The organism is Microvirga thermotolerans, assembly GCF_009363855.1.
In the GTDB taxonomy this organism is placed as follows: Bacteria; Pseudomonadota; Alphaproteobacteria; order Rhizobiales; family Beijerinckiaceae; genus Microvirga; species Microvirga thermotolerans.
The window spans coordinates 1,133,470-1,156,388 of the sequence record NZ_CP045423.1 but is presented as its reverse complement, the minus strand read 5'-3'; the positions used below and the strand labels follow the sequence as shown (position 1 = coordinate 1,156,388).

The 22,919-nt window shown below is 68.9% G+C and carries 22 protein-coding genes; 12 read left to right on the top strand and 10 right to left on the bottom strand.

From position 1 onward, the window contains the following. Window positions 1-33: 33 nt before the first annotated feature. Entirely contained in the window at window positions 34-879 is an 846-nt protein-coding gene (locus tag GDR74_RS05370) for a DMT family transporter (protein WP_152585336.1), read from the bottom strand. Between the two features lie 279 nt (window positions 880-1,158). Between GDR74_RS05370 and GDR74_RS05365 the strand changes: the two genes are divergently transcribed. Then, a complete protein-coding gene (locus GDR74_RS05365) occupies window positions 1,159-1,914 on the top strand; it encodes a L,D-transpeptidase (RefSeq protein WP_152585335.1) in 756 nt (251 codons plus the stop codon). Window positions 1,915-2,664: 750 nt separating this feature from the next. Continuing rightward, window positions 2,665-2,994 carry a DMT family transporter gene (locus tag GDR74_RS05360; protein WP_152585334.1) on the top strand — a complete coding sequence of 110 codons (330 nt, stop codon included), beginning with the start codon at window positions 2,665-2,667 and terminating at the stop codon, window positions 2,992-2,994. Between the two features lie 60 nt (window positions 2,995-3,054). On the opposite strand, the gene GDR74_RS05355 is transcribed toward GDR74_RS05360, so the two are convergent. From GDR74_RS05355 to GDR74_RS05310, 9 genes are all read right to left on the bottom strand, one after another. After that, entirely contained in the window at window positions 3,055-3,774 is a 720-nt protein-coding gene (locus GDR74_RS05355; protein WP_152585333.1) for a DUF2076 domain-containing protein, read from the bottom strand. Window positions 3,775-3,923: 149 nt separating this feature from the next. Next, on the bottom strand, window positions 3,924-5,915 hold the full coding sequence (locus GDR74_RS05350; RefSeq protein ID WP_152585332.1) for a methyl-accepting chemotaxis protein: 1,992 nt from the start codon (window positions 5,913-5,915) through the stop codon (window positions 3,924-3,926). A 1,331-nt stretch (window positions 5,916-7,246) separates the two neighbouring features. Further along, window positions 7,247-7,825, bottom strand: coding sequence for an NUDIX hydrolase (locus GDR74_RS05340; protein WP_152585330.1), 579 nt, complete (start codon window positions 7,823-7,825; stop codon window positions 7,247-7,249). A gap of 124 nt (window positions 7,826-7,949) precedes the next feature. Continuing rightward, window positions 7,950-8,681: an aquaporin Z gene (gene aqpZ / locus GDR74_RS05335; RefSeq protein WP_152585329.1), complete on the bottom strand. Its 732-nt coding sequence runs from the start codon at window positions 8,679-8,681 to the stop codon at window positions 7,950-7,952. A 268-nt stretch (window positions 8,682-8,949) separates the two neighbouring features. Then, window positions 8,950-10,491 carry a chromosome partitioning protein ParA gene (locus tag GDR74_RS05330; protein WP_152585328.1) on the bottom strand — a complete coding sequence of 514 codons (1,542 nt, stop codon included), beginning with the start codon at window positions 10,489-10,491 and terminating at the stop codon, window positions 8,950-8,952. Window positions 10,492-10,587: 96 nt separating this feature from the next. Then, window positions 10,588-11,940: a glycolate oxidase subunit GlcF gene (gene glcF / locus GDR74_RS05325; protein ID WP_152585327.1), complete on the bottom strand. Its 1,353-nt coding sequence runs from the start codon at window positions 11,938-11,940 to the stop codon at window positions 10,588-10,590. Window positions 11,941-11,949: 9 nt separating this feature from the next. Continuing rightward, on the bottom strand, window positions 11,950-12,567 hold the full coding sequence (locus tag GDR74_RS05320) for a DUF2585 family protein (RefSeq protein WP_152585326.1): 618 nt from the start codon (window positions 12,565-12,567) through the stop codon (window positions 11,950-11,952). Between the two features lies 1 nt (window position 12,568). Beyond that, window positions 12,569-13,753, bottom strand: coding sequence for a glycolate oxidase subunit GlcE (gene glcE / locus GDR74_RS05315; RefSeq protein ID WP_152585325.1), 1,185 nt, complete (start codon window positions 13,751-13,753; stop codon window positions 12,569-12,571). Next, window positions 13,750-15,183, bottom strand: coding sequence for an FAD-linked oxidase C-terminal domain-containing protein (locus tag GDR74_RS05310; RefSeq protein ID WP_152585324.1), 1,434 nt, complete (start codon window positions 15,181-15,183; stop codon window positions 13,750-13,752). Before GDR74_RS05310 ends, glcE begins: the two co-directional genes overlap by 4 nt. Window positions 15,184-15,331: 148 nt before the next feature. Between GDR74_RS05310 and GDR74_RS05305 the strand changes: the two genes are divergently transcribed. The 10 genes from GDR74_RS05305 (at window position 15,332) to GDR74_RS05260 (ending at window position 22,900) form a co-directional block, all read left to right on the top strand. Further along, the gene (locus GDR74_RS05305; protein WP_152585323.1) at window positions 15,332-15,727 is read left to right on the top strand and encodes a c-type cytochrome; all 396 of its coding nucleotides are present in this window, start codon (window positions 15,332-15,334) and stop codon (window positions 15,725-15,727) included. Further along, window positions 15,724-16,533 carry a (Fe-S)-binding protein gene (locus tag GDR74_RS05300; RefSeq protein WP_246179884.1) on the top strand — a complete coding sequence of 270 codons (810 nt, stop codon included), beginning with the start codon at window positions 15,724-15,726 and terminating at the stop codon, window positions 16,531-16,533. The genes GDR74_RS05305 and GDR74_RS05300 overlap by 4 nt, the downstream gene beginning before the upstream one ends. 4 nt (window positions 16,534-16,537) lie before the next feature. After that, window positions 16,538-17,059, top strand: coding sequence for a DUF6653 family protein (locus GDR74_RS05295; RefSeq protein ID WP_246179882.1), 522 nt, complete (start codon window positions 16,538-16,540; stop codon window positions 17,057-17,059). 222 nt (window positions 17,060-17,281) lie between these two features. Beyond that, window positions 17,282-17,761, top strand: coding sequence for a hypothetical protein (locus tag GDR74_RS05290; RefSeq protein WP_152585322.1), 480 nt, complete (start codon window positions 17,282-17,284; stop codon window positions 17,759-17,761). 98 nt (window positions 17,762-17,859) lie between these two features. After that, window positions 17,860-18,756 carry an urea carboxylase-associated family protein gene (locus GDR74_RS05285; RefSeq protein WP_152585321.1) on the top strand — a complete coding sequence of 299 codons (897 nt, stop codon included), beginning with the start codon at window positions 17,860-17,862 and terminating at the stop codon, window positions 18,754-18,756. A 222-nt stretch (window positions 18,757-18,978) separates the two neighbouring features. After that, window positions 18,979-19,332, top strand: a complete 354-nt coding sequence (locus GDR74_RS05280) for a DUF1428 domain-containing protein (protein ID WP_152585320.1) — start codon at window positions 18,979-18,981, stop codon at window positions 19,330-19,332. 12 nt (window positions 19,333-19,344) lie between these two features. Continuing rightward, the gene (locus tag GDR74_RS05275; protein ID WP_152585319.1) at window positions 19,345-20,118 is read left to right on the top strand and encodes a VOC family protein; all 774 of its coding nucleotides are present in this window, start codon (window positions 19,345-19,347) and stop codon (window positions 20,116-20,118) included. 97 nt (window positions 20,119-20,215) lie between these two features. Next, window positions 20,216-21,649, top strand: a complete 1,434-nt coding sequence (locus GDR74_RS05270; RefSeq protein ID WP_152585318.1) for a LutB/LldF family L-lactate oxidation iron-sulfur protein — start codon at window positions 20,216-20,218, stop codon at window positions 21,647-21,649. Further along, window positions 21,646-22,317, top strand: coding sequence for a LutC/YkgG family protein (locus GDR74_RS05265; RefSeq protein ID WP_152585317.1), 672 nt, complete (start codon window positions 21,646-21,648; stop codon window positions 22,315-22,317). Before GDR74_RS05270 ends, GDR74_RS05265 begins: the two co-directional genes overlap by 4 nt. A gap of 16 nt (window positions 22,318-22,333) precedes the next feature. Further along, complete coding sequence (locus GDR74_RS05260; RefSeq protein ID WP_152585316.1) at window positions 22,334-22,900, top strand: putative glycolipid-binding domain-containing protein; 567 nt, start codon at window positions 22,334-22,336, stop codon at window positions 22,898-22,900. The last annotated feature ends 19 nt before the right edge of the window (window positions 22,901-22,919 follow it).

The window sequence follows — 22,919 nt, the reverse complement described above, 5'->3', positions numbered from 1 at the left end:
CGGCGGCACCGCCCCGGGCCCTCGCCCTTCGCCTCAGCGGCGGGAGGTCAGGAGCGCCGCCAGCACGATCAGGGTCCCGCCGCCCAGGGTGGCCCAGGTCGGGATCTCGCTGAAGACCCCGTAGCCGATGGCCGCCGCCCAGATCAGGGCGGTGTATTCCAGGGGCGCGAGGCGGGCCGCCTCGGCCTTGGCATAGGCGGTCGCCATGAGGATATGGCCGATGACCCCGAGCACCCCCATGACCATGAACCAGGCCAGGTGGGGCCCGTTCAGGGGCTGCCAGACCAGGAGCGCGAAGGGAGCGACCAGCACGCAGGGGCCGATGTTCTGGAAGAAGACGATGTGCATGAACCTGTCCCGCTGCGCCCGCTGGCGCAGGAGGACGAGGCTGAAGGCATAGGTGACCGCCGAGAGCAGCGCCGCCCCGACCCCGGACCAGGACCGCGCGGCCTGCGCCGCGTCCGACTGACCGAGGACGACGATGAGGGTGCCCCCGAAGCCCACCGCGATGGCAAGGACGATCCGCCCGTCCACCTTCTCCCGCAGCATGAGCATCCCGAAGAGGGCGATGAACATGGGCGACAGGAAGGACAGCACCAGGGTCTCGGCGAGCGGCAGCTGGCCGAGGGCGTAGAAGAAACTCACCGCCGTGACGACCGCCGCCACCGACCGCAGGAGATTCGCCGCCACCGTCTCCCGGGACGGCCAGCCCGGACGCACGGCCGCCACGACGCCGGTGGCGACCAGGGTGCCGCAGGCGAAGCGCAGGAACGCGACCTGGAAGATCGGGTAATGGGCGGCCATCCCCTTGATGACCGCATCCATGACGGACAACACCGCGATTCCCGCGGCGGCCCGCAAGGCGGGACCGAACTGCATGACGACTCGAGGGCGTGAGGGAGGCATCCGGAATGGATGCCGCCGCAGGCATGGCCAAGCTCATAGAGCATCGGCCCCGAAAGAGGAATGCACTTTCGGGCCCGTCCGGCCCCCGCCCCTTCAGGCTGCGCAGCCGCGGGGCCTCCTCGTCGGCGGTCGGGCGTTTCGACGGAAAACCGCGCACGCCGCTCTTCCCATTCCTGCCATTTTCCAGGAAACAATCGCCGCGCTTCCCGTTATTTCGGGTGAATGCAAAGCTTGAAACGACAGGATGCTTCGATGCGCCTTCTGCTTCCTTGCACTGCCGCCCTCGTTTCCCTTCTCGCGTCGTCCGCGGCCTTCGCCCAGCCCGTGGGCTATTATGCGGCCCCGCGGGACGTCTACGGCAACGTGCTGGTCGTGCCGAACTATGGCTATCCGCCGGGCTACCCGCAGGACGGCTACAGGGAAACCTATCCGAGCGTGACCCGTCCGGCTCCCCGCGCGCGGGCCTACCGGAACGATCCGATGGTCGAGTACGCCTACGGCGCCGCCGCCGCCCTGCCGGGGGATCTCGAACACGGCTACGACGACAGCCTCGATTATGCGATCAAGCCGCAATACGAACGCCAGATCGTCGCCTATAACGGCCGGGAGAAGCCCGGGACGATCATCATCGACACGCCGAACCGCTTTCTCTACCTCGTCCAGCCCGGCGGCCGCGCAATCCGCTACGGCATCGGCGTCGGGCGTCCCGGCTTCGAATGGGCCGGACGCAAGACGGTGAGCATGAAGCGCGAATGGCCCGACTGGCGCCCGCCGGCCGAGATGCTGAGGCGCCGCCCGGACCTGCCGAAATACATGCCCGGCGGGCCCGACAACCCGCTCGGCGCCCGCGCCCTCTATCTCGGCTCCTCCCTCTACCGCATCCACGGCACCAACGAGCCCCACACCATCGGCCAGGCGGTCTCCTCCGGCTGCATCCGCATGCTGAACAGGGACGTGATCGACCTCTACAACCGGGTGCCGGTGGGAGCGCCCGTGATCGTCATCTGAGGCATCGGCCCGCCGGTCCGCGAGGGCCGGACCGGGACGGCCGGCCCTGGAATCGGGTCTCCTGCTGCGAGCGCATCGGACGCGAAGTCGATTTCGCGTCCGATGCTCCACGTTTTTGCGCAGAACCGGCTTCCGTTTTCGGGCACGCCGCTCCACGAACGATATGTTCTTTCTTCGTTCGAATTTTGCCGCAGAGAGCTACCTCCTTCGGATAATGTTACACTTTCTCCGGGTCAGATGAGGAACAAACAAGAAATGATCTGGCAACGAATAATCCTGAAGTTCCATGACCTATTCAAACATAGAGGCCATCTATTCTAGATTTTTCCAGATCTATACTTACGATAAACCTCTCCAAATGGAGGGTATTATCTCTGAACGTCGATCGACTTCTCGGTCCTTGGGACGGACCGAACCCTCGGCCCCATGATCCACCTCGAGGAACTCCCATCGCGCAGATCCCGCCGCTTCCGCGGCGCGAGGGCGAGGAGCGGTCCCAGGCCCGGACGGGGGCGCCTGCGGTCATCGCGGAATGGCGCGCTAGAGCCTTTTGAGAAGTGGGAACCGCTTTTCGCTGACGCGGCCCTCCGGGTCGCTGACGCGGTCCCCGGGTCCGCCCGAGAATGCGGCCAACCAAGAGCTTCTGAGCGGAGTGCGATTCCATCGAAGCGCAAACCGCTCTAGCACCTTCCGGTCGCCATGGCATTCGGGTTAAGACGCAAGGACAGCCTTCCCAGCCCGCGAGTTCCCATGACTTACGTCTACCTGCTCGTCGCCATCCTCGGTGAGGTCGTGGCGACCTCCGCCCTGAAGGCATCCGAGGGCTTCACCCGGCTCTGGCCGTCGGTGATCGTGGCCGTCGGCTACGCCACGGCCTTCTTCTGCCTGTCGCTGACCCTGCGGACCATGCCGGTCGGGATCGTCTATGCCCTGTGGTCGGGCATCGGGATCGTGCTGATCGCCCTGGCCGGGTGGTTCCTCTATCGCCAGGCGCTCGACGTGCCCGCCATTCTCGGCATGGGCCTGATCCTGGCGGGCGTCGTGGTGATCAACCTGTTCTCGAAAACCGTCGGACATTGAGTCCGTGCCCCGGTCCGCGTCGCCGGCGCGGGCCGGGTGCCGCCGCTTCCCGCCGCGGCGTCAGATCCAGTCCCCCTGGTCCTCGCCGTCGCCCATGTCCCAGTCGTCGGAGCCGGGCTCCTCACCCGGCTGGCCGGAATAGAGGGCATCGGTAATGCCCGCGTTGCCGGCATCGGATCCCTGTGCGTTGTCGAGCCCCGCCAGAGCCGATTTGTCCCCGAGAGCGGCATGGGCCGCGTCGCCCGCGCCGCCGAAGGCGTGCGACAGGGCATTGGCGATCATCATGCCGCCCGCGACGCCGGCCGCCGTGGTGAGAGCGCTCTGGAGGAAGCCCCCGCCCCGCGCCGCGCCGCCCCACGGTCCCGGAGCGCCTGCGCCCATCATGCCGCCCTGCGGAGCTCCGAACGGAGCCTGCTGCCCGTAGGACGGGGGCGTCCCCTGCGGCTGTCCCCAGGGGGAAGCCTGCCGGGGCGGCTCGCGGTCGGAGGGCTCGGGCGCGCGGGCGGCGCCGCCGAAGAGGCCGGAGAGGAAGCCCCCCTGCTGCGGCTCGCGCCGCCGGGCGGCCTCGACTTCCCCGCGCAGGGACTCGTTCTCGGCCTGCAGCCTGGCAAGCGCCTGCTCCTGAACGAAGATCGCCTGCGCCATGGCATAGGGCGCATAGGGCTGTCGGCGGACGCACTCGGCGATGAAGGCCTCCGCCTCCGGATCGCGGGGCTGGTTCGCGACCTGTTCGAGGCGGCGGAAAATGTCGGCGATGACCTGGCGTTCCTGGTCGTTCATGGCACTCCTCCTTCGCGCATTCCGCGCGTCGGACGAGATGTAGGCAGGGGGCGGCCGGTTTTTCAGGGGGCGAAGCGCCGGAAACGGCAACGCCCCGGAGGCGACGGGCCGGGGCGTTGCAGGGAAGCCTCTTGAAAGGGCCGCGCCGCTCAGGCGGCCCGGACCTCGTCGAGGAACCGGCCGATCTCCATGCTGAGCCGCTCCGCCTGCTGCTCAAGGCTCACCGAAAGGTCGGCCACGGCCTGGGCGGCCTCGAGGGAGCGCACGGCGACCGCTTCCGTGGTCTGGATGGCGGCTGCTCCCGCCTGCGCTTCGCTGGAGACCTGGGCCACCGAGCGCGCGATCTCGGAGACCGCCGCCGTCTGCTGGCCGATGGCGTCGGCGACCGAGGACACGACGGCGGCCAGATCCTCCACGCTGCCCTGGACGCCGCTCAGCGCCCCGAGCGTGCTGCGCGAGGCCTCCTGCACCGCCTCGATCTGGCGGGCGATGTCCTCCGTCGCCCTTGTGGTCTGCGCCGCCAGGGTCTTGACCTCACTCGCCACCACGGCGAAGCCCTTGCCGGCCTCGCCGGCGCGGGCCGCCTCGATGGTGGCGTTGAGGGCGAGGAGGTTGGTCTGCGCGGCGATGGAGCGGATGAGCCCCGCCACCTCGTCGATCTGCGACGTCGCGGCGGAGAGGGCCGCCATGCTGCTGGAGGCGCCCCGCGCCTCCGCCACCGCCCGCTCGGAGGCCCTGGTGGACGCGCTCGTCTGCGCCGCCACCTGGGCCAGGGAGTTGTCGAGCTCCTCGGCGGCGCTCGCCACGGCCGAGACGTTCATGGAGGCCCGGCTCGAGGCGTCTCCCGCCACCTGGGCCTGCTGGGTCACGTGGCGGGCCGAGCCCTGCAGCTCGCCCGCGGCCGCGGCGAGCTCGCCGGACGCCTGCCGGACCTGCGCCAGGATCCGATCCACCGACGCGTCGAAGGCGGCGATCGCCTCGGCGATCGCGCCGGCGCGCTTTGCCTCGAAGGACGCCATCCTCTCGCGCTCGCCCGTCAGCCGCTCGCGCTCGCGGGCATTGTCGCGGAACACGAGGACCGTGCGGGCCATGGCGCCGATCTCGTCGCTGGCTTTCGTCGACGGAATCTCCACGGAGGAGTCGCCGTCTGCGAGGCGCTGCATGGCCTGCTGCAGGCGGGCGAGCGGCAGGGAGATCGAGCGTCCGACGAGGACCGTGAGCACGAGGCCGAGCGCCAGGGCGCCGCCCATGACCCAGAGGATGAGGGTGAAGGTCCGCTGCTGGGAGGCGATGAGCTGCGCATCGGCCTGCGCCGCTTCCGCCCGGACCTTGGCGAGGAGCTGCTCCAGCACGGGCACGAGAAGCTCGAACTGACCCATCAGGCGCTCGCTCTCCCCGGCGACCTTCCGCTCGAGCTCGGCCCAGGCCGCGAAGGCGTTCTGGTAGGACTCTCCGGCCGCGCCGATGACGGGCTTGGCTTCGGCCGCCTCGCCGCCGAGCCGGTTGACGGCGCGGGAGAACCGGCCCTGCTCCACCTCGAAGTTGCCGAGAACGGTCGTATCCTCCAGGGAGCCGCGGGCGCGGGTCTCCTGCAGGAACATTCCGAGCGTGGCCGCCCACAGGCGCTGACCGTCGGCATCCGAGCCGGCCAGGGGGCGCACCAGCTTCTCGAGCTCGGCCTGGGAAATCGCGAGCATCCCGCGGGCGCCCTCGCCCGGCTGGTAGCCGATCTGGACGTAAAGGCTGTCCAGGATCTTCGCCTGCTGGAGGAGCTCGGTCGCCCGCTGCACCAGCTCGGCCACCTCCGGCCCGACGAGCGCCGCTCCCGGCGCCGCGTTCATGGCGACGAGCTGCTCCACGAGGGCGGCGTGCTGGTTCATGAAGGCCTGGCTCAGGTGGCCGAGGCGCGAGGAGGTCCATTCCCGCGCCGTGACCTTGAGCGCGTCCGCCTTGACCCGGAACTGATAGGCCTTGTCGGCGAGGGCGGCGTAGGTCTGCTGGGCCTCCAGCGCCCTGTCCACGCTCGAACGGCCGTTCTGGAACACGGCTGCGACGGTTCCGAAGCCCAAGACCATCACGACGCTCAACGCCGCGACCCGCACCCGCACCGACGGCCACCGCAAACGAGCCAGAAACGCCATTGCCCGCACCCTCTGCTTTTCAAGCTTGGGAGGCACAATGTCGCCAAATCCGTTAATGATGACTTAGCGTAAAGAAGCGCTCGTCTTCCGCCTTGCCAAGTAATCGTCCCAGTCAAAGCAATCGTCCCCGTCAAAGCAATCGGACCAGTCGTGCGCCTCCCGCCGGCGAAGACCGCAGCGGCATCGCTCCCTGGAACCTAAAGCATCGCGCGCAAGAGTGGGAACCGGTTTTGCGCGAAAAGATGCGTGAAATCATAAGCCTGGGGCATCGAACGTGAGTTCGAATTCTCGTCCGATGCTCTAGCCATCAGAGAGCCCGTTTGAGAATGCGCCCTTAGCCTAGACTCGCTCCTGGCCTACTTTGAATTTTGGCCGAAACGGGAGACTGGCCTTCACCCATCTCAGGATGGGCCAAGAGGATGGCGATTAAAAAGGAAAAGGATAGGGTTAAGCCGCCCCGCTTACTCAGTGGGTGTGGTGATGGCGGTCCTGGTGATTCCGGCGACCGAAATGGACCATGACAAGCGCCACGGCCCAGCCGAAAGCGGCCAGGGTGGCGGGCAGTACAACGAAGGCAAACAGTTGTAGGTTAGTCACGGTCTCAGCCCTCTGAGGACGAACCTCGCTGTCAAATGTAGGCTGAGTCCGGCCAAAAGCCAAGCAAGAGCCCCAATCACCAGAGTTTCGGTCTGGAGCGGGGTAGCCGCAAAGCCATACAGGGCGGTGGCGACAGGGGCGAGAACGCCGACCGTCATTGCCGCCGTCCCGATCGTGTTGAACCATGTTGCCGTGAGCTTGGTCTGCTCGTTATGGATCAGGCTCATTCTCAGTAGCGACCACCGCGCGACCACATGTCTCCGGTCCATCGTTGCGATACAGGCCCTTTGAGGTGATGCCGCTCGATCCCTGGCTGTGGCCGATTCCATACCATGAATTCATGGTGCGGGCGTCATAGCCGCTCCCCGAGCCATGGTGGCCGTCGCCGTAGCGGTCGCGCTTCGCGAACGCAGAGGTTGAGGCGGGTCACGCGCCCATCCCAACCAGGGCTCCAACGACTTTCACATTCTTCCCTGAACGGGCGAGGGGAAGCTTAACAAAACCCAATCTGAAGTCGAGTCGACCGCTCAAGACGCGGCTCATCCGGCATGTGCTTCAGTTCCACAGGCCCCAAGGCACCCGGAACCGTTAAAGCCTGTCGGAGAACGGGAAGAAAATCACCGATATGGAGTGGCTTGTACCTGAACCGGGCTCCAGGCGTGTGGGCCAGGGTGCGTCCGGGCCAGGAGCACGTTCTCAAACGGACCCTGAGAGGATGCGCCCGATCTCCCGGTTCAGGCGGCGATCCCGAGGGCTTGCATATGAGCCGCCGCGCGGGGGGCGATATCATACAAGGCGGCGAACGGACGCCAGGCCGCTCCGTCCACTTCGGACGTATCCGGCCGCAGGGGCGCGTCGCCGCCCGCGCGCAGGACGTAGCGGATATCGTGGTGCCAGTGCTCCGGCTCGTTCCGCTCCGGACGCGCCGGGATGCGGTGGCTGTCGATGTCGATGGGAAGCCGGGTGAGGGAATGCCAGGGATCGAGGGCGATGCCGGTCAGCCCGGTCTCCTCCGCAGCCTCCCGCAGGGCCGAGGCGTCGAGGGTCTCCGGCGGCTCGTAATGGCCCCCCGGCTGGAGCCAGCGGCCGAGGGCTCTGTGCGCGACGAGGAGGACATGGCGGCCCGTCCCGTCGAGGACGAAGGCCGAGGTGGTGACGTGGCCCGGGAAGGTGCTGCGGGAATGGATGTCCTGCCCCTGCGCGATCTGCCGCCGCAGAAGCGCATGGTCCGCGGCGGGGCGTCCGAAGAGCGCCGCATGGCCGTCGAGCAGGGCGAGGACCTGCTGCCGGAACGCCGCCGGATCGAAACGCATCGCGCTGCCCCTTCTGGAGGAATCGGCCGGCTCCACGCGGAGCCGGCCCGTTTCTAAGGCATCGAGCGCACGGGAGCATAGTGTCCCCGACGGAATTCGCCGGCAGCGGCGCGAAGGGACGCCCTCAATGGGCCGGGGCCTCGGGCATTCCGGTCACCAGGGCGGCGGGCTCCTCGCTCAGCCAGCGGTAGAACAGGCCGCCCAGGACGCCGCCGACGAGCGGCGCCAGCCAGAACAGCCAGAGCTGCGCCAGCGCCCAGCCGCCGACAAAGAGGGCGGGCCCCGTGCTGCGCGCCGGGTTCACGGACAGGTTCGTCACGGGAATGCCGACGAGGTTGATGAGGGTGAGGCCGAGGCCGATGGCGATGGGGGCGAAGCCGACCGGCGCCTTGCCGTGGGTCGCCCCCATGATGATGAAGAGGAACATCATCGTCAGGACCACCTCCGTCACGAGGCCCGAGACCAGCGAGTATCCGCCCGGTGAATGCTCCCCGTAGCCGTTCGCGGCGAAGCCCTTGGCGAGGTCGAAGCCCGGCGCGCCGCTCGCGATGACGTAGAGAACGGCGGCGGCCACGATCGCGCCGGTCACCTGCGCGACCACGTAGGGCAGGATGTCCCTGGCGGGGAAGCGCCCGCCCGCGGCAAGTCCGACGGTGACGGCGGGGTTGAGGTGGCAGCCCGAGACGTGGCCGATGGCATAGGCCATGGTCAGCACGGTGAGGCCGAAGGCGAGGGCCACGCCCAGCAGCCCGATTCCCACCTGCGGGAAGCCGGCGGCGATCACGGCGCTGCCGCAGCCGGCGAAGGTGAGCCAGAAGGTGCCGATCCCCTCGGCGACATATTTGCGCAAGTCCATGCGATCCTCCCTCCATGGACCCGCCGAAGCGGCGCCGGTGGCGGAAGGGTTGAGCCTTTCCCGGGTTCCGGCGCGACGTCGATGCGGCGGCGGGCACACGGCTGCGGCAGCGAGGCTCGACCGGAGCCTTTCGGATTCTTCTCCTCGGACGCTGCCTGCCGCCCGGGAGGCGCTCGCGATGCGGCGCGCGTCTGAAGCGCCGCATGCCCTTCAGGATAGGCCGGGAACGCGACTGAAATGCGACGGAGCCTCGGACCGCCCCGCCGGCCTACTCCGCGTCCGAAGACTTGAGCGGCCTCACGTTGCTTTCGGCCTCCATACCTTCCTCTTCGAGGAGGAGCGGATCGTCCTCGGCGGTGTCGAGGCGGGTCTTCTTGCGCAGGGAGACATACTTCTTCTGGATCTTGATGCGGCTCTCGCGCGCGATCTCCAGGGCGCCCTGGATGAGGGAGCGTTCCGCCTTCTCGTTCTGCAGTTCCTCCGTGAGGCGGCGGTTGGCGGCCTCGAGGGTGCTGCGGTCCTGCTCGAAGCGCTTGGTGAGCTGGTCGATCCGCTCGGTGAGGCTCGCCACCTTGTTGTCGGCGCTCTCGATCTGGAAATCCTTGGCCGCGATGGCCTTGTTGAGCATCTCCACCCGCTCCTGCAGCTCGATGCGGGAGCGCTGGAGCTCGTTCACCATGGCGACCTGCCGCTCGACCTCCTGCTGGGTGGCCTCCAGGCGGCGCTCCACCGTGTTCTTCTCGATGGTGATTTCCTTCAGGCTGCGCTCGACGCCGCGCAGGGCCTCGTTCTTGTCCCGCAGCTGGTCGCGGGTATGGGCCAGGATCTTGTCCGTGGCGGCGAGCCGCGAATTGAGGCCTTCGATCTTCATGTCGAGGGCCGACAGGTCCGTCTGGTGCGCCGAGCACTCGGAATCGAGCTGGGTCTCCAGCCGCTGGCGCAGGACCTGCTCGCTCATGAGCTTGGTCTCCAGCTCCGAAGCGCGCTGGCGGGTCGCCTCGAGCTGGGTCTCCAGCTCGGCATAGCGGTTGGTGAGGCTCGACAGGCGGTAGTTCTGCTCCTCGGCCACCTTCTGAAGCCGCTTCACCTCGTGATCGAGCAGGCCGTTGCGCTCACGGACCTCGATCAGCTCGCGCTCGGCGCGGGCGACGGTCTGGTCGGCCTCCTGCGCCTCCAGCCGGAGAGCCTGGTTCTCCTCCGTGATGCTGCGGGCGCGCTCGGTCTCGATGGTCAGCTGGTTCTCGAGGTCGGCGACGACGGCCTCCTTGTCCTTCAGGCCGAGGCGCAGGTCCTCGATGAGGGAATCCTGCTCCCGCAGCCGCGTCTCGGCCTTGCGCAGCTGGGAGACGGTGGCCGAGAGGTCGTCCGTCATGCGCGCCTGGGCATTGGTCAGCTCGGCGAGCTCGCGGCGCAGCTGCGCCGTGGTGTCGGTCTCCTGCCGCAGCACGGCCTCGGTCTCCAGGAGACGGGACTGGAGCTGGGGATAGGCGCGGATCAGCTCGTTCACCGGCTCGTTCAGGAGGGCGAAGTCGTCCTTGAGGCTGCGGATCTCCTCCAGCCGGTCGAGCATGTTGGCGAAGCGGACCCGGATCAGCTCGTTCTTCTGGCCGACGGAATCGAGGGCGCCGTTGGGGCGGACGAGAACCGGCTCCTCCTTCGACGGCGAAGGCGCGCGAGCCGGATCGGCGGCATCGGCGGTGTCTGCCTGCCTCTGGGGCAGGCTCACCTGGCTCACCTGTGGCAGGCTCGCCGCCGCCTCTTCCGACCTCTTGCCGAAACGGTTCTTGAAAGGCATCCACCCGGATGACATCGCCGATCCCTCTGACCCGGAACTCACTCCGGGCCCTTTTACCTCAGAGGCGGCGGCAAAGGAAACAGAATTTCGTTACGATAACTTGTCGCGGGGTCATTCCGCGGCGACGGCGGCGGGGGCGAGCCGCCGGTCGAGGCCCGCCTCCTCCAGCGCCTCCGGCACCGGACCGCCGGTCGCCCAGTCGAGCAGCTCGACCGTATGGACGACGGGGAGGGCCGTGCCCTTCCCGATCTGGGTCATGCACCCGATGTTTCCGGTGGCGATGAGGTCGGGTCGCGTCCGCTCGATATTGGCCACCTTGCGGGCCCGCAGCTGGGCGGCGATCTCGGGCTGGAGGAGGTTGTAGGTCCCGGCGGAGCCGCAGCAGATATGCCCCTCCGGCACGTCCTTGACGACGAAGCCCGCCTTCTTGAGGAGCGCCTTGGGCTCGGTGCGGATCTGCTGGCCGTGCTGCATGGAACAGGCCGAGTGGTAGGCCACCACGAGATCGGTCTCGCGCACGGGATCCATCAGGCCGAGCCCGGAGACGTATTCCGTGATGTCCTTGGCGATGCTTGAGACGCGGGCGGCCTTCTCCGCATAGTCCGGATCGTTCCGGAACATGAAGCCGTAATCCTTGATCGTGGTGCCGCAGCCGGAGGCGGTGACGACGATCGCGTCGAGCCCCTCCCCATCCATCTCGGCGATCCAGGCGTCGATGTTGCGCCTGGCGAAGGCGTGGCCCTCCTCCTCGCGTCCCATGTGGTGGACCAGGGCGCCGCAGCACCCCTCGCCGCGCGGCTGGACCACCTCGATTCCGTGCCGGTTGAGCAGCCTCACCGCCGCCTCGTTGAAGCCCGGCTTGAGGACCGGCTGCGCGCAGCCGGACAGGATGGCCACGCGCCCGCGGCGCGGGCCGCTCGCCTTGAAGGTGCCGGGCCTGTCGAACGGCGAGCGCGCCGGGACGCGGGCGGGAGCAAGCTCGATCATCGCCCTCAGGCGGGAGCCGAGGAGCGGCAGCGACCCGATGAGCCCCCTGAACGGCTTGGCGAGAAGCGCGGCCCCGATCGCCATGCGGAAGCGGTTGGGATAGGGCAGGATCGCCGCGAGGACGGCGCGCAGGAGCCGGTCGTGCCAGGGCCTCGTATAGGTGGCCTCGATATAGGCGCGGGCGTGGTCCACCAGGTGCATGTAGTGAACGCCCGAGGGGCAGGTCGTCATGCAGGACAGGCAGGACAGGCAGCGGTCGATGTGCTTGACCACCTCCGGCGTCGCCGGCTTGCCGCCCTCCAGCATGTCCTTGATGAGGTAGATGCGCCCGCGCGGGGAATCGAGCTCGTCGCCCAGAAGAAGGTAGGTCGGGCAGGTGGCGGTGCAGAAGCCGCAATGCACACACGTCCGGAGGATCTTCTCCGAACTCGCCATCGCGGGGTCCTTCAGCTGGTCGGGGGTGAAATTGGTCTGCATGGCTTCGCCTCAGCTCCCCGCCTGCCACCGGTCGATGGCCTCGAAGGGATGGATCAGCATGATGATGTTGAGGGCGAGATTGTCGCGGATCCAGTAGCCCACGACCGCCTCCATGAGGAGGGCGGCCGTCACGGTCAGCCAGACGGGCCAGATCCGCGCCAGCCAGAACCCGACGATCATCATGAGGATGTCGGAAAGGGAATTGATAACGCTGTCGCCGTAGTAGTCCAACGCGATATTCGTCGCACGGTAGCGGTCGATGACCGTGTCGGTGTTCTCGAGGATCTCCCAGGCGCATTCGGCGCCGAGCGCCAGGAGGAACGCGACGCCGAGCGGCAGCGGCCGCCCGCGGACGACCCCGATCAGCCACGCGCCCATGTAGAACAGGAAGCCGTGGATGACATGCGAGAAGGAGTACCAGTCCGTGAGGTGCTGCGAGTTGCCGGAATCCCTCACGGTCCCGTGCCAGAGCTCGACCGCGCCGCAGGTGCAGATGGGCGTGCGCCCCATGGCCAGGAGAACGGCCGCCGTCGTCGCGACCATGGCGACGGCCAGCGCCGCGCAGATCGCCGCGCGGCCCCGGCCGGACCCCGCCCGGGAGGCCGCGAGGGCCGTGCCGCGCTTCATGTCAGATCCCCGCATACATGCGGCCGGGGTTGAGGATGCCGGCCGGATCGAAGGAGGCCTTGATGCCCCGCGTCAGGGCCATCACGGCCTCCGGCTGCGGCTCGAACACGTCGAGCCGCGACCGGTCGGCGTCCGGCGCGCGCACCAGCATCGCGTGGCCGCCGAGCTCCCGCGTCGCCGCGCGGATCGCTCCCGCGCCCAGGTCCCCCTCGGCGGGCGTCGCGATCCAGACGAGGCCGCCGCCCCAGTCGTAGAACCATTGCGCCTCGACCGCCGCCGCGACCCGGGCGACGAGGGAAGGCCCCCTGGTCGGCGCGGTGGAGACGCGCCAGACCGCCCGGTCGGCGCGTTCCTGAAGCACCGTCGCGTCGCGCACGGACTGCCAGACCGCCTCCGCTCCGCGCCCCTCCAGGATGTCGGCGGCGCCGAAGCGCTTGAGCAGGCGGCGCAGCTCGTTGAGGCGGTAATCCACGGAAACGGAGAAGCCTTCGAGCCGGATGAGGGTCCGCGCCCCCTGCCGGTCGGGAGCCGGCAGGTGCGCCGCGCCGGTCACGTCGAAGGGCGAGCCGAGGGCCGCCGAAAGGGCCGCGACGGCGCTCCCGTCGTCGAGCCCGCGGATGAGCAGGGTCGACATGCGCTCCGGCCGGGGAAGGACCTTGAAGGTCACCTCGGTCAGGAAGCCGAGGGTGCCCCAGGAACCCGCCATGAGCTTGACGAGGTCGAGGCCGGTCACGTTCTTCATCACCCGTCCGCCGGACTTGATCACCTCGCCGCGCCCGTTGACGAAGCGCACCCCGATGAGGCTGTCGCGGGCGGCGCCCGCCATGATGCGCCGCGGGCCGGAGATGTTCATGGCGGCGACCGACCCGATCGTCGGCTCGCCCTGGCTCCCGAGCAGCGGGCGGTAGTCCATGGGCTCGAAGGGCAGCTGCTGGCCCTGCCCGGCCAGGGTGTCCACCACCTCGGAAAGCGGCGTGCCGCTGCGGGCCGAGATCACCAGCTCCGCCGGCTCGTAGAGCGTGATGCCGGTCAGGGCCGCGGCGCTCAGGGTGGCGTCCGTCTGGCTCGGCCGCCCCATGGACGCCTTGGTGCCGTTGCCGCACAGGTTGAGCAGCGTGCCCCGGCCTTTCGCCTGCGCGACGATGGATGCCGCGTCCTGCTCGTCGCGGGGGATGAGACTGCTCACGCGGCGACCCTTCCTTCCAGCGGGAAGACCTTGGCGGGGTTGAGGAGCCAGCCCGGATCGAAGACGCCGCGCACCCGCATCTGCTGCTCCAGGTCGGCGGCGTTGAACTGGCAGGTCATCAGGTCCCGCTTCTCGATGCCGACGCCGTGCTCCCCCGTGAGGCAGCCGCCCACCTCGACGCACAGCCTGAGGATGTCCTCGCCCGCGGCCTCGGCCTTCTCCATCTCGCCCGGCTTCGCCGTGTCGAACATGACGAGGGGATGCAGGTTGCCGTCGCCCGCGTGGAACACGTTGGCGACGCCGAGCCCGTAGGACTTGGCGATCTCGTCGATGCGCTTGAGCACGTGAGGGAGCTGGCCGGTCGGGATCGTGCCGTCCATGCAGATGTAGTCGGCGACGCGTCCCGTGGCGCCGAAGGCGGACTTGCGCCCCTTCCAGATCGCGGCGCTCTCCGCCTCGGACTGCGAGACCTTCACGGTCTTCGGCCGGAACGGCTCGGCGATGGCGACGATGCGGCGGAGCATGTCGTCGATCTCCGCGTCCGATCCCTCCACCTCGACGATCAGCATCGCCTCCACGTCGAGGGGATAGCCCGCATGGGCGAAGGCCTCGCAGATCCGGATCGCGGGGCGGTCCATGTATTCGAGGGCGACGGGAATGATGCCGGCGGCGATGATCGCGGCCACGCAGGCCCCCGCATCCTCCACCCGCTCGAAGCCGAGGAGCGCGGGGCGCGCGCCTTCCGCCGCCCGCAGGATCCGCACCGTCGCCTCCGTGACGATGCCCAGCTGCCCCTCGGAGCCGCAGACGAGGCCGAGGAGATCGTAACCGGGACTGTCGAGATGCCTGCCGCCGAGCTCGACCACCGTGCCGTCGAGGAGCACCATCGTGACCCCCAGGAGGTTGTTGGTGGTCACGCCGTATTTCAGGCAATGGGCGCCGCCCGAATTCATGGCGATGTTGCCCGCGATGGTGCAGGCGAGCTGGCTCGACGGGTCGGGCGCGTAGAAGAAGCCCTCGTGCGCCACCGCCTGGCTGATGGCGAGGTTGGTGATGCCGGACTGGACCCGGGCGACCCGGTTCTCGAAGTCGACCTCGAGGACCCGGTTCATCTTGGCCACGCCGAGGACGATGGCGTCGGGCTGCGGGATCGCCCCGCCCGAGAGGGAGGTGCCCGCGCCCCGGGGCACCACCTTCACCCCCTGGTCGCGGCAGAACCGGAGAACGGCCGCGACCTCCTCCGTCGAGGAGGGCAGAACCACGGCCAGCGGCAGCTGCCGGTAGGCAGTGAGTCCGTCCGTCTCGAAGGCGCGGCGCTCGTCCTCGGTGACGATCAGGGCCTCCGGCGCGACCAGGCGGCCGAGGCCGGCGAGAATCTCGTTCCGCCGCGAGAGAACGGCTTCGTCCGGAGTGGGGAATGCGATCGACATGGCGACCCTTCCTGGCGTTTCTGGGCTTTGCGGGGCTTGCGTCCGGCGCATGCGCCGCCGTCCGCGAATGGTAGCTGCCCTTCGCGGATTTTTCCAATAATGTGGAATCTCTCTAAAAGGCCCTGCCCTGCACGCAAAGGAGTTTTTGATGCGCCTCCATGCCCTCCTGACCGCCGCCCTCCTCGCCGGGATCGCCGCCGCCCCCGCCAAGGCCCAGGACGCCGCTGCGGGCGAGAAGGTCTTTGCGCCCTGCAAGGCGTGTCACCAGATCGGCGAGAACGCGAAGAACGCCGTCGGGCCGGCGCTCAACGGCCTCATCGGCCGCAAGGCCGGATCGGTGGAGGGCTACAACTACTCGCCCGCCAACAAGAACTCGGGCCTGACCTGGGACGAGGCGACGTTCGCCGAGTACATCAAGGATCCGAAGGCGAAGGTGCCCGGCACCAAGATGGTCTATGCCGGCCTCAAGGACGAGCAGAAGATCAAGGACCTCATCGCCTACCTCAAGCAGTTCGACGCCGCAGGCAAGAAGAGCGCCCCATGAGCGGCCCTCTCATGAGCGCCAACCCCGCGCCCGGTCCCGCAGGCCGGAAGAAGCCCCGCGTCGGCCTCTTCGTGACGTGCCTCGTCGACCTCATGCGGCCCTCCGTGGGCTTCGCGGCGGTGAAGCTCCTGGAGGATGCGGGCTGCATCGTGGAGGTGCCGGTCCAGACCTGCTGCGGGCAGCCGGCCTTCAATTCCGGCGACCGCGGCACGGCGCGGGACCTGGCGGAGCAGGTCATCGCGGCCTTCCGCGGCTACGACTACGTGGTGGCCCCCTCCGGCTCCTGCGCCGGAACGCTCAAGGTCCACTATCCCGAGATCTTCGCCGACGACCCGAACTGGCTGCCGAAGGCTCACGAGCTGGCCGCGCGCACGCACGAGCTCACGAGCTTCCTCGTGGACGTGATGGGCGTCACCGCGGTCTCGGCCCGCTTCGACGGAGCCGTGACCTATCACGATTCCTGCTCGGGCCTGCGCGAACTGAAGGTGCGCAACCAGCCGCGCAAGCTGCTGGCGAGCGTCGAGGGCCTGACCCTCGTCGAGATGACGGACAGCGACGTGTGCTGCGGCTTCGGCGGCACCTTCGCGGTCAAGTACAGCGACATCTCCGGCGCCATCGTGGACGCCAAGGCGCGGAACGTGGAGGCGACCGGCGCGCCGACTCTCCTCGCCGGGGATCTCGGCTGCCTGATGAACATGGCGGGCAAGCTGACCCGCGACGGGAAGCCCATCGCCGTCCGCCACGTGGCGGAGGTGCTCGCCGGAATGACCGACGAGCCGCCGATCGGCGAGGCGGGGAAAGGCTGACGCCGTGAGCGCGCCCGGCACGGTCCTCGCGCGCCTGTTCGCCATGGACGAGCGCACCTGGGAACGCCATGCGAATCCCTGGAGCGTCTGGACGCGGGTCGCCTCCTTTCCCCTGCTCCTCCTGGCGGTCTGGAGCCATGCCTGGATCGGGCTGTGGTCGATCGTGGCGGTCGCTCTGGTCGCGCTCTGGCTGTGGCTCAACCCGCGCCTCTTCCCGCCGCCCGCCCGGACGGACGGCTGGAGCGCCATGGCGACCTTCGGCGAGCGCGTGTGGCTCAACCGCGGGAACGTGCCGATCCCGGCCGATCATGCCCGCGTGGCGAGCATCCTCTCCGCCGTCGCGGCGCTCGGCATCTTTCCCGCCTTCGCGGGCGCGTTCCTCAACGACCTGACCATGACGGCCTTCGGCTCCGCCGTCGTCATGCTCGGGAAGCTCTGGTTCTGCGACCGGATGGTCTGGCTCTACCGGGACATGGAGGACCGGCACCCTCCCTATGCCACCTGGCGGCGCCCGCGCAGCCGTTAGGCCGCCTAGCCTCGATCCGCCGATACCGGACCCACAACGGTCGGCGTCCTTGCGTCCAAGGCGCCGGACCGGGTTCCGGCGAGCTTGACAATTGCAACTTTGTTCTCTATTTGTTCCGATATGAAACCGTTCGGATCGCAACCGCCGCTCCGTCTCCGGATCGGCCCTCCCGGGCCGGAGGCGCATCGCTCCCACCCCAAGCAGCCACATCCGCCCAGCACCGTGGCCGCGGCGAAGCATCTGATCGAGACCACCTGCCTGCCGCTGGCCAGCATCGCCTTCAGGGTACGGATCGACAAGAGCACCGTCTCGCGCTGGGCGGCCAAGTACGGCTGGCGGCGCCCGCCGGGCGCCTGGCCCAGCGGCCGGAAGATTTCCGACCGTCCTGCGCCGGTCCCGATCGGACGCGTCCTGGCCCAGCGCCTGCGCATCCAGGCGGAGCGCCTCGTGCAGGCCGTCGAATCCTCTCCCCAAGTCGATCCCGGGGCCCTGGCCGAGGCGCTGCGCCTCCTCGCCATGGCGCGGGAGGAACAGCGGGCCCGACGCGGCAAGCCGCCGCCGGCTCCGTCCCGCTCCGCTCCGGCGGAGACATCGCGACGCCGAACGTGGGACCGCAAGGCGGCGGCGGAGCGCGGCTGGAGCAAGCGCTACGCGCGGGAGGCGAAGCCCCGGAACGACCCCTCGGACCCGGAGGATCCATGACATCGGGCGCCGCATTTCGCAGCCGCGACGGGCTTCCCGATGCTGGCCATTCGCGTCCGCGCCTGTAGAGTGTCCCCGTCATGGACGGGGACACTGGAATGAAGCGGGAGAAGAGCGAGTTTCCGGAGCCGCAGGACGCGCAGGCGCGGCGGAAGATCAGGCCCGTGATCTGCTATCCGACCGACAGCCTGGAGCCGCCCGATCTCGAATCCTATCGCGCGGCCCGCGCGGGCTGGCGGAAGGTGGACGAGGTGATCGTGCCGCCGCGGGATGCGCGGTGCTTCCATGTTCCGGCAGGGTCGTTCTTCCGCATCGTCTCCGTCGAAGGTCCGCAGGTCGGAGACCTCAACCTCTGGGCCGCGGACGACATCGACGAGCGCTTCTTCTCCGGCAAGACGCGCGCCCTGCACGGCACGCATCTCTCTACCGGAGACCGCCTCTGGTCGTCCCTGCCCTACCTCCGGCCGATGGCGACCATCACGCAGGACACGCTCGACTGGTACGGCTTCGACGAATGGGGCGGCTCCGTTCACGACGTGATCGGCACGCGCTGCGATCCCTACACGCACCGGCTCCTGTCGGGGCACGATTATCACTACTGCTGCCACTCGAACCTGACGCGGGCCCTCGCCCATCGCCTCGGCCGGCCCCTCGCCGCCGTCGAGCCGGCCGTGCACGACGTGCTCAACGTGTTCATGTGCACGGGCTTCACGCGGGATACGGGGCAGTACTTCATGAAGGCGAGCCCGGTGCGGCCCGGAGACTTCCTCGAGTTCTTCGCGGAGATCGACCTGCTCGGCGGCCTCTCCGCCTGCCCGGGCGGCGACTGCAGCACGGAGCATTCCAGCGACCTCGCGACCTGTCATCCGCTGCTCGTCGAGATCTTCCGGCCGCAGGCCCCGCCGAAGGGATGGCGCTCCCCTCCCCGCAACGCCTATGCCGGCGGCCATGGGGAGGCACCGCCCGCGACCGCCGCGGCGGATCCGTCTTCATAGGCCGTCCCGGCCGGCACCGACATCGGCAGGACTCGCCGCCTCCGCCTTCTCGACGGGACCGCCTGTCGGCGGCTGCCGGCATTCCATGTGGCATCACGTGTGGATGAACGACCGGGGGCCTTTGACATGCAGCAACTAGGTTGATATCAACTCAATATCCGGAGAGTCGTTCAACGACGGCGCGGATGCGCCGCAACACCGTGTGTCGGGAAGGAGAAAGCCGTGTCTTACGTGGATGGGTTCGTGATCGCCGTGCCTGCGGCCAACAAGGAGATCTACCGGGCGTTCGCCGCCAAGGCGGCGCCGCTGTTCAAGGAGTTCGGCGCGACCCGCGTGGTCGAGTGCTGGGGCGACGACGTTCCGGAGGGCACGGTCACCGACTTCCGCGGCGCGGTGAAGGCCAAGGACGACGAGATCGTCGTGTTCAGCTGGGTCGAATATCCCTCGAAGGAGGTTCGCGACGCCGCGAACGCGAGGATCATGAGCGACCCGCGCATGAAGGAGATGGGCGCCGGAATGCCGTTCGACGGCCAGCGCATGATCTTCGGCGGCTTCGCGCCGATCCTCGACGTCTGAGGGAGAGGGACCATGACGAACCGACACGGCGACTTCGTCTGGTACGAACTCCAGACGGCGGATCCCGACGCGGCCGCGCGTTTCTACGGCGCGGTCATCGGCTGGCAGACCCGCGCGGCCGAAAGCCCCCACGGGGACTATCGCATCTTCGGGACGGGCGGCGCCGATGTCGGCGGGCTCACCTCGATCGGCGCGCAATGTCCCGGCATGCGTCCCGGCTGGCTGGCCTATGTGGGCGTCCGCGACGTGGACGGAACCGCGGCAGAGATCGTCCGCGCCGGCGGCGCCCAGCACGTGCCGCCGACCGACATCCCGGGCGTCGGCCGCTTCGCGATGGTCTCCGACCCGCAGGGAATTCCGTTCTACGTGATGCATGGAACGGTGGAGGGCACGAGCCTGGCCTTCGCGCAGGACAGGTTCGGACATTGCCACTGGAACGAACTCGCCACCACCGACCGGGCGGCGGCGCTCTCGTTCTATTCCGGCCTGTTCGGCTGGGAAGGGGGCGATGCGATGCCGATGGGCGAGATGGGCGAGTACCGCTTCCTCGTTCACGGGGGCGTCCCCATCGGCGCGGTGATGGACAGGATCCCGGACGGTCCGCCGCCGTCCTGGACCTTCTATTTCGGCGTCGCCGACATCGACGGGGCCGCGCAGGCCGTCGCCGGGAACGGCGGAACGGTCTGCCACGGACCGGCCGAGGTGCCGGGGGGCGTGTTCATCGTCGTCGCCGCCGACCCTCAGGGCGCCCTGTTCGGCCTCGTCGGCCCGCGCCGGCCATCGTGAAGCGGGCCCGCCGGGCCGGTCGCGGAGCGGCCCGGCGGGACGGCCCTGCGGCCCCTGCTCCCTCGCGCTTCGCGCGGTTTCGGGCTAAACAGGTCGCATGACCGTTCACGCCACGTCTCCCCAGTTCAAGCAGAACGCCGCCCGCGCCCTGGCCGATGCGCAGTTGCAGAAGGCCCTGGGCAACGTGAAGCAGGGCTTCATCGACAAGCGCCGGAAGGCGGCGGAGGCGCTGCCGGAATTCGAGGCCCTGCGCGACGCCGCCCGGGACATCAAGAACCACACCCTCAAGCACCTCGACCTCTACCTGGAGGCCTACGAGGAGAAGGTGAAGGCCTCCGGCGGGCACGTCCATTTCGCCCGCGACGCGGAGGAGGCCCGCAACATCGTCCTGTCCATCTGCCGCGAGGCCGGGGCGCGGACGGTCACCAAGGGCAAGTCGATGATCTCCGAGGAGATCGGCATCAACGCCCATCTCGAAGCCCACGGCGTCCAGCCGGTGGAGACCGATCTCGGCGAGTACATCATCCAGCTCCGGAACGAGATGCCGAGCCACATCATCGCGCCGGCCGTTCACCTCAACGCGACCCAGGTGGAGCAGGATTTCCGGCGCGCGCACAGGAACCTCGACCCGAAGCGCGACCTCTCCGAGCCGGTGCAGCTGCTCACCGAGGCGCGCGCCGTGCTGCGGGAGCGCTTCCTCGCGGCGGATGTGGGCATCACCGGCGCCAACTTCCTCGTTGCCGAGACGGGCACGTCGGTGATCGTCACCAACGAGGGCAACGGCGACCTGACGCAGATCCTCCCGAAGACGCACATCGTGCTCGCCTCCATCGAGAAGCTCGTGCCGACCCTGGAGGACGTCAGCCAGATCCTGCGCGTTCTCGCGCGCTCGGCGACGGGACAGGAGATGTCCGTCTACACCACCTTCTCGACCGGCCCGCGCCAGATCGCCGATGCGGACGGTCCGCAGAACTATCACGTAATCATCCTCGACAACGGCCGCTCCTCCATGCTCGGCACCGATTTCGAGGACATGTTACGTTGCGTAAGGTGCGGTGCGTGCATGAACCACTGCCCCGTCTACCATGCGGTGGGCGGACATGCTTACGGCTGGGTCTATCCGGGTCCCATGGGCGCGGTGCTCACCCCGGCCCTGATCGGGGTCGACAAGGCGGGACACCTGCCCAACGCCTCCACCTTCTGCGGACGCTGCGAGAGCGTCTGCCCCGTGCGCATTCCCCTGCCGAAGCTCATGCGCCACTGGCGCGAGCGGGAGTTCGAGCGGCATCTGACGCCGGCCACGTTCCGCTCCGGCCTCGCGTTCTGGGGCTTCTTCGCCCGCCGCCCGGCCCTTTACCGGTTCGCGACCCGAGCCGCGATGGCGGCGCTCGGCGTTGCCGGGCGGCGGAAGGGCCGCTTCGCCTGGCTTCCCTTCGCCCGCGGCTGGACGAAGTACCGCGACTTCCCGACGCCGCAGGGTGGGACGTTCCAGGCTCGCTGGCGGCGCGAGCGCGGAGGGAGAAGCGCATGAGTTCCCGCGACGAGATCCTCGCCAACATCCGCCGCTCCCTCGGCGTGACCGGCGACGAGACCATCCGCCGCCAGATCGTCACGGACCGGCTCGAGCGGGCCCCGAAAGGGCTGATCCCTGCCCGCGGGCAGGTCGCGGGGGAGGAACGCCTCGCCCTGTTCCGGCGCCAGGCGGAAGCGGCGCTCGCCACCGTCACGGAGGTTTCCTCCGCCGCGGAGGTGCCGCAGGCGATCGCCGACTTTCTGCGGTCCCACAACCTCCCCGCGACCCTGCGCATGGGCGGCGACCCGCGCCTCAGGGCGATGCCGTGGAGCGAGACCTCCCTCGACATCTCCCATGGCCCGAGCGAGGGCGGCGACCTCAACGCCGTGAGCCATGCCTTCGGAGCGGTCGCCGAGACGGGCACGCTCGTCCTGGTCTCCGGCCCTGAGAATCCCTCCACCCTCAACTTCCTGCCCGACAACCACATCGTCGTGGTCTCCGCGAAGGACGTCGCGGGCGATTACGAGACCATGTGGAACAAGGTGCGCTTCGCCTTCGGCAAGGGCGGGATGCCGCGCACGGTGAACTGGATCACCGGCCCCTCCCGCTCCGGCGACATCGAGCAGACCCTGCTCCTCGGCGCCCACGGGCCGCGCCGGCTGCACGTGGTGCTGGTGAGGGACTGAACGGGAAGCGCTTCGCATGTCCTCCAACCTCCTCGCCCGCACGATCCGCTGGTCGGCCTGGGAGGGCGGCGAGGCAGGCCTGGAGCATGTGGAGATCAGCCCCGTCGAGGGCGGCATCGAGCTTTCCGGCGTCGCGATCGGCCGAAAGGAAAGCCGTCGCTTCGCCCTCGCCTATCGGGTCCGGGTCGACCAGACCTGGCGCACGCGCGATGCCCGGCTGCGGACGGCGGCGGGACGGGTCCTGCACCTGGAAAGCAATGGCCAGGGCCTCTGGCATGCGAACGGGGTCGAGCGTCCCGACCTCCAGGGCTGCCTCGACATCGACATCGCGGCGTCCCCCGTCACGAACGCCCTGCCGATCCGCCGCCTCGGGCTCAAGGCCGGAGAAGGCATCGACATCCGTCTCTGCTACATTTCCGTGCCCGACCTCGAGGTCACTCCGCGCGAGCAGCGCTACACCGCCCTCGAACCCGGCCGGCTCTACCGCTTCGAAAGCCTGGAGAGCGGCTTCACGGCCGAGCTGCCCGTCGACGCGGACGGCTTCGTGCTCGACTATCCCGGCCTGTTCCGCCGCCTCCCGTGACCGCCCCGACCGTGACAAC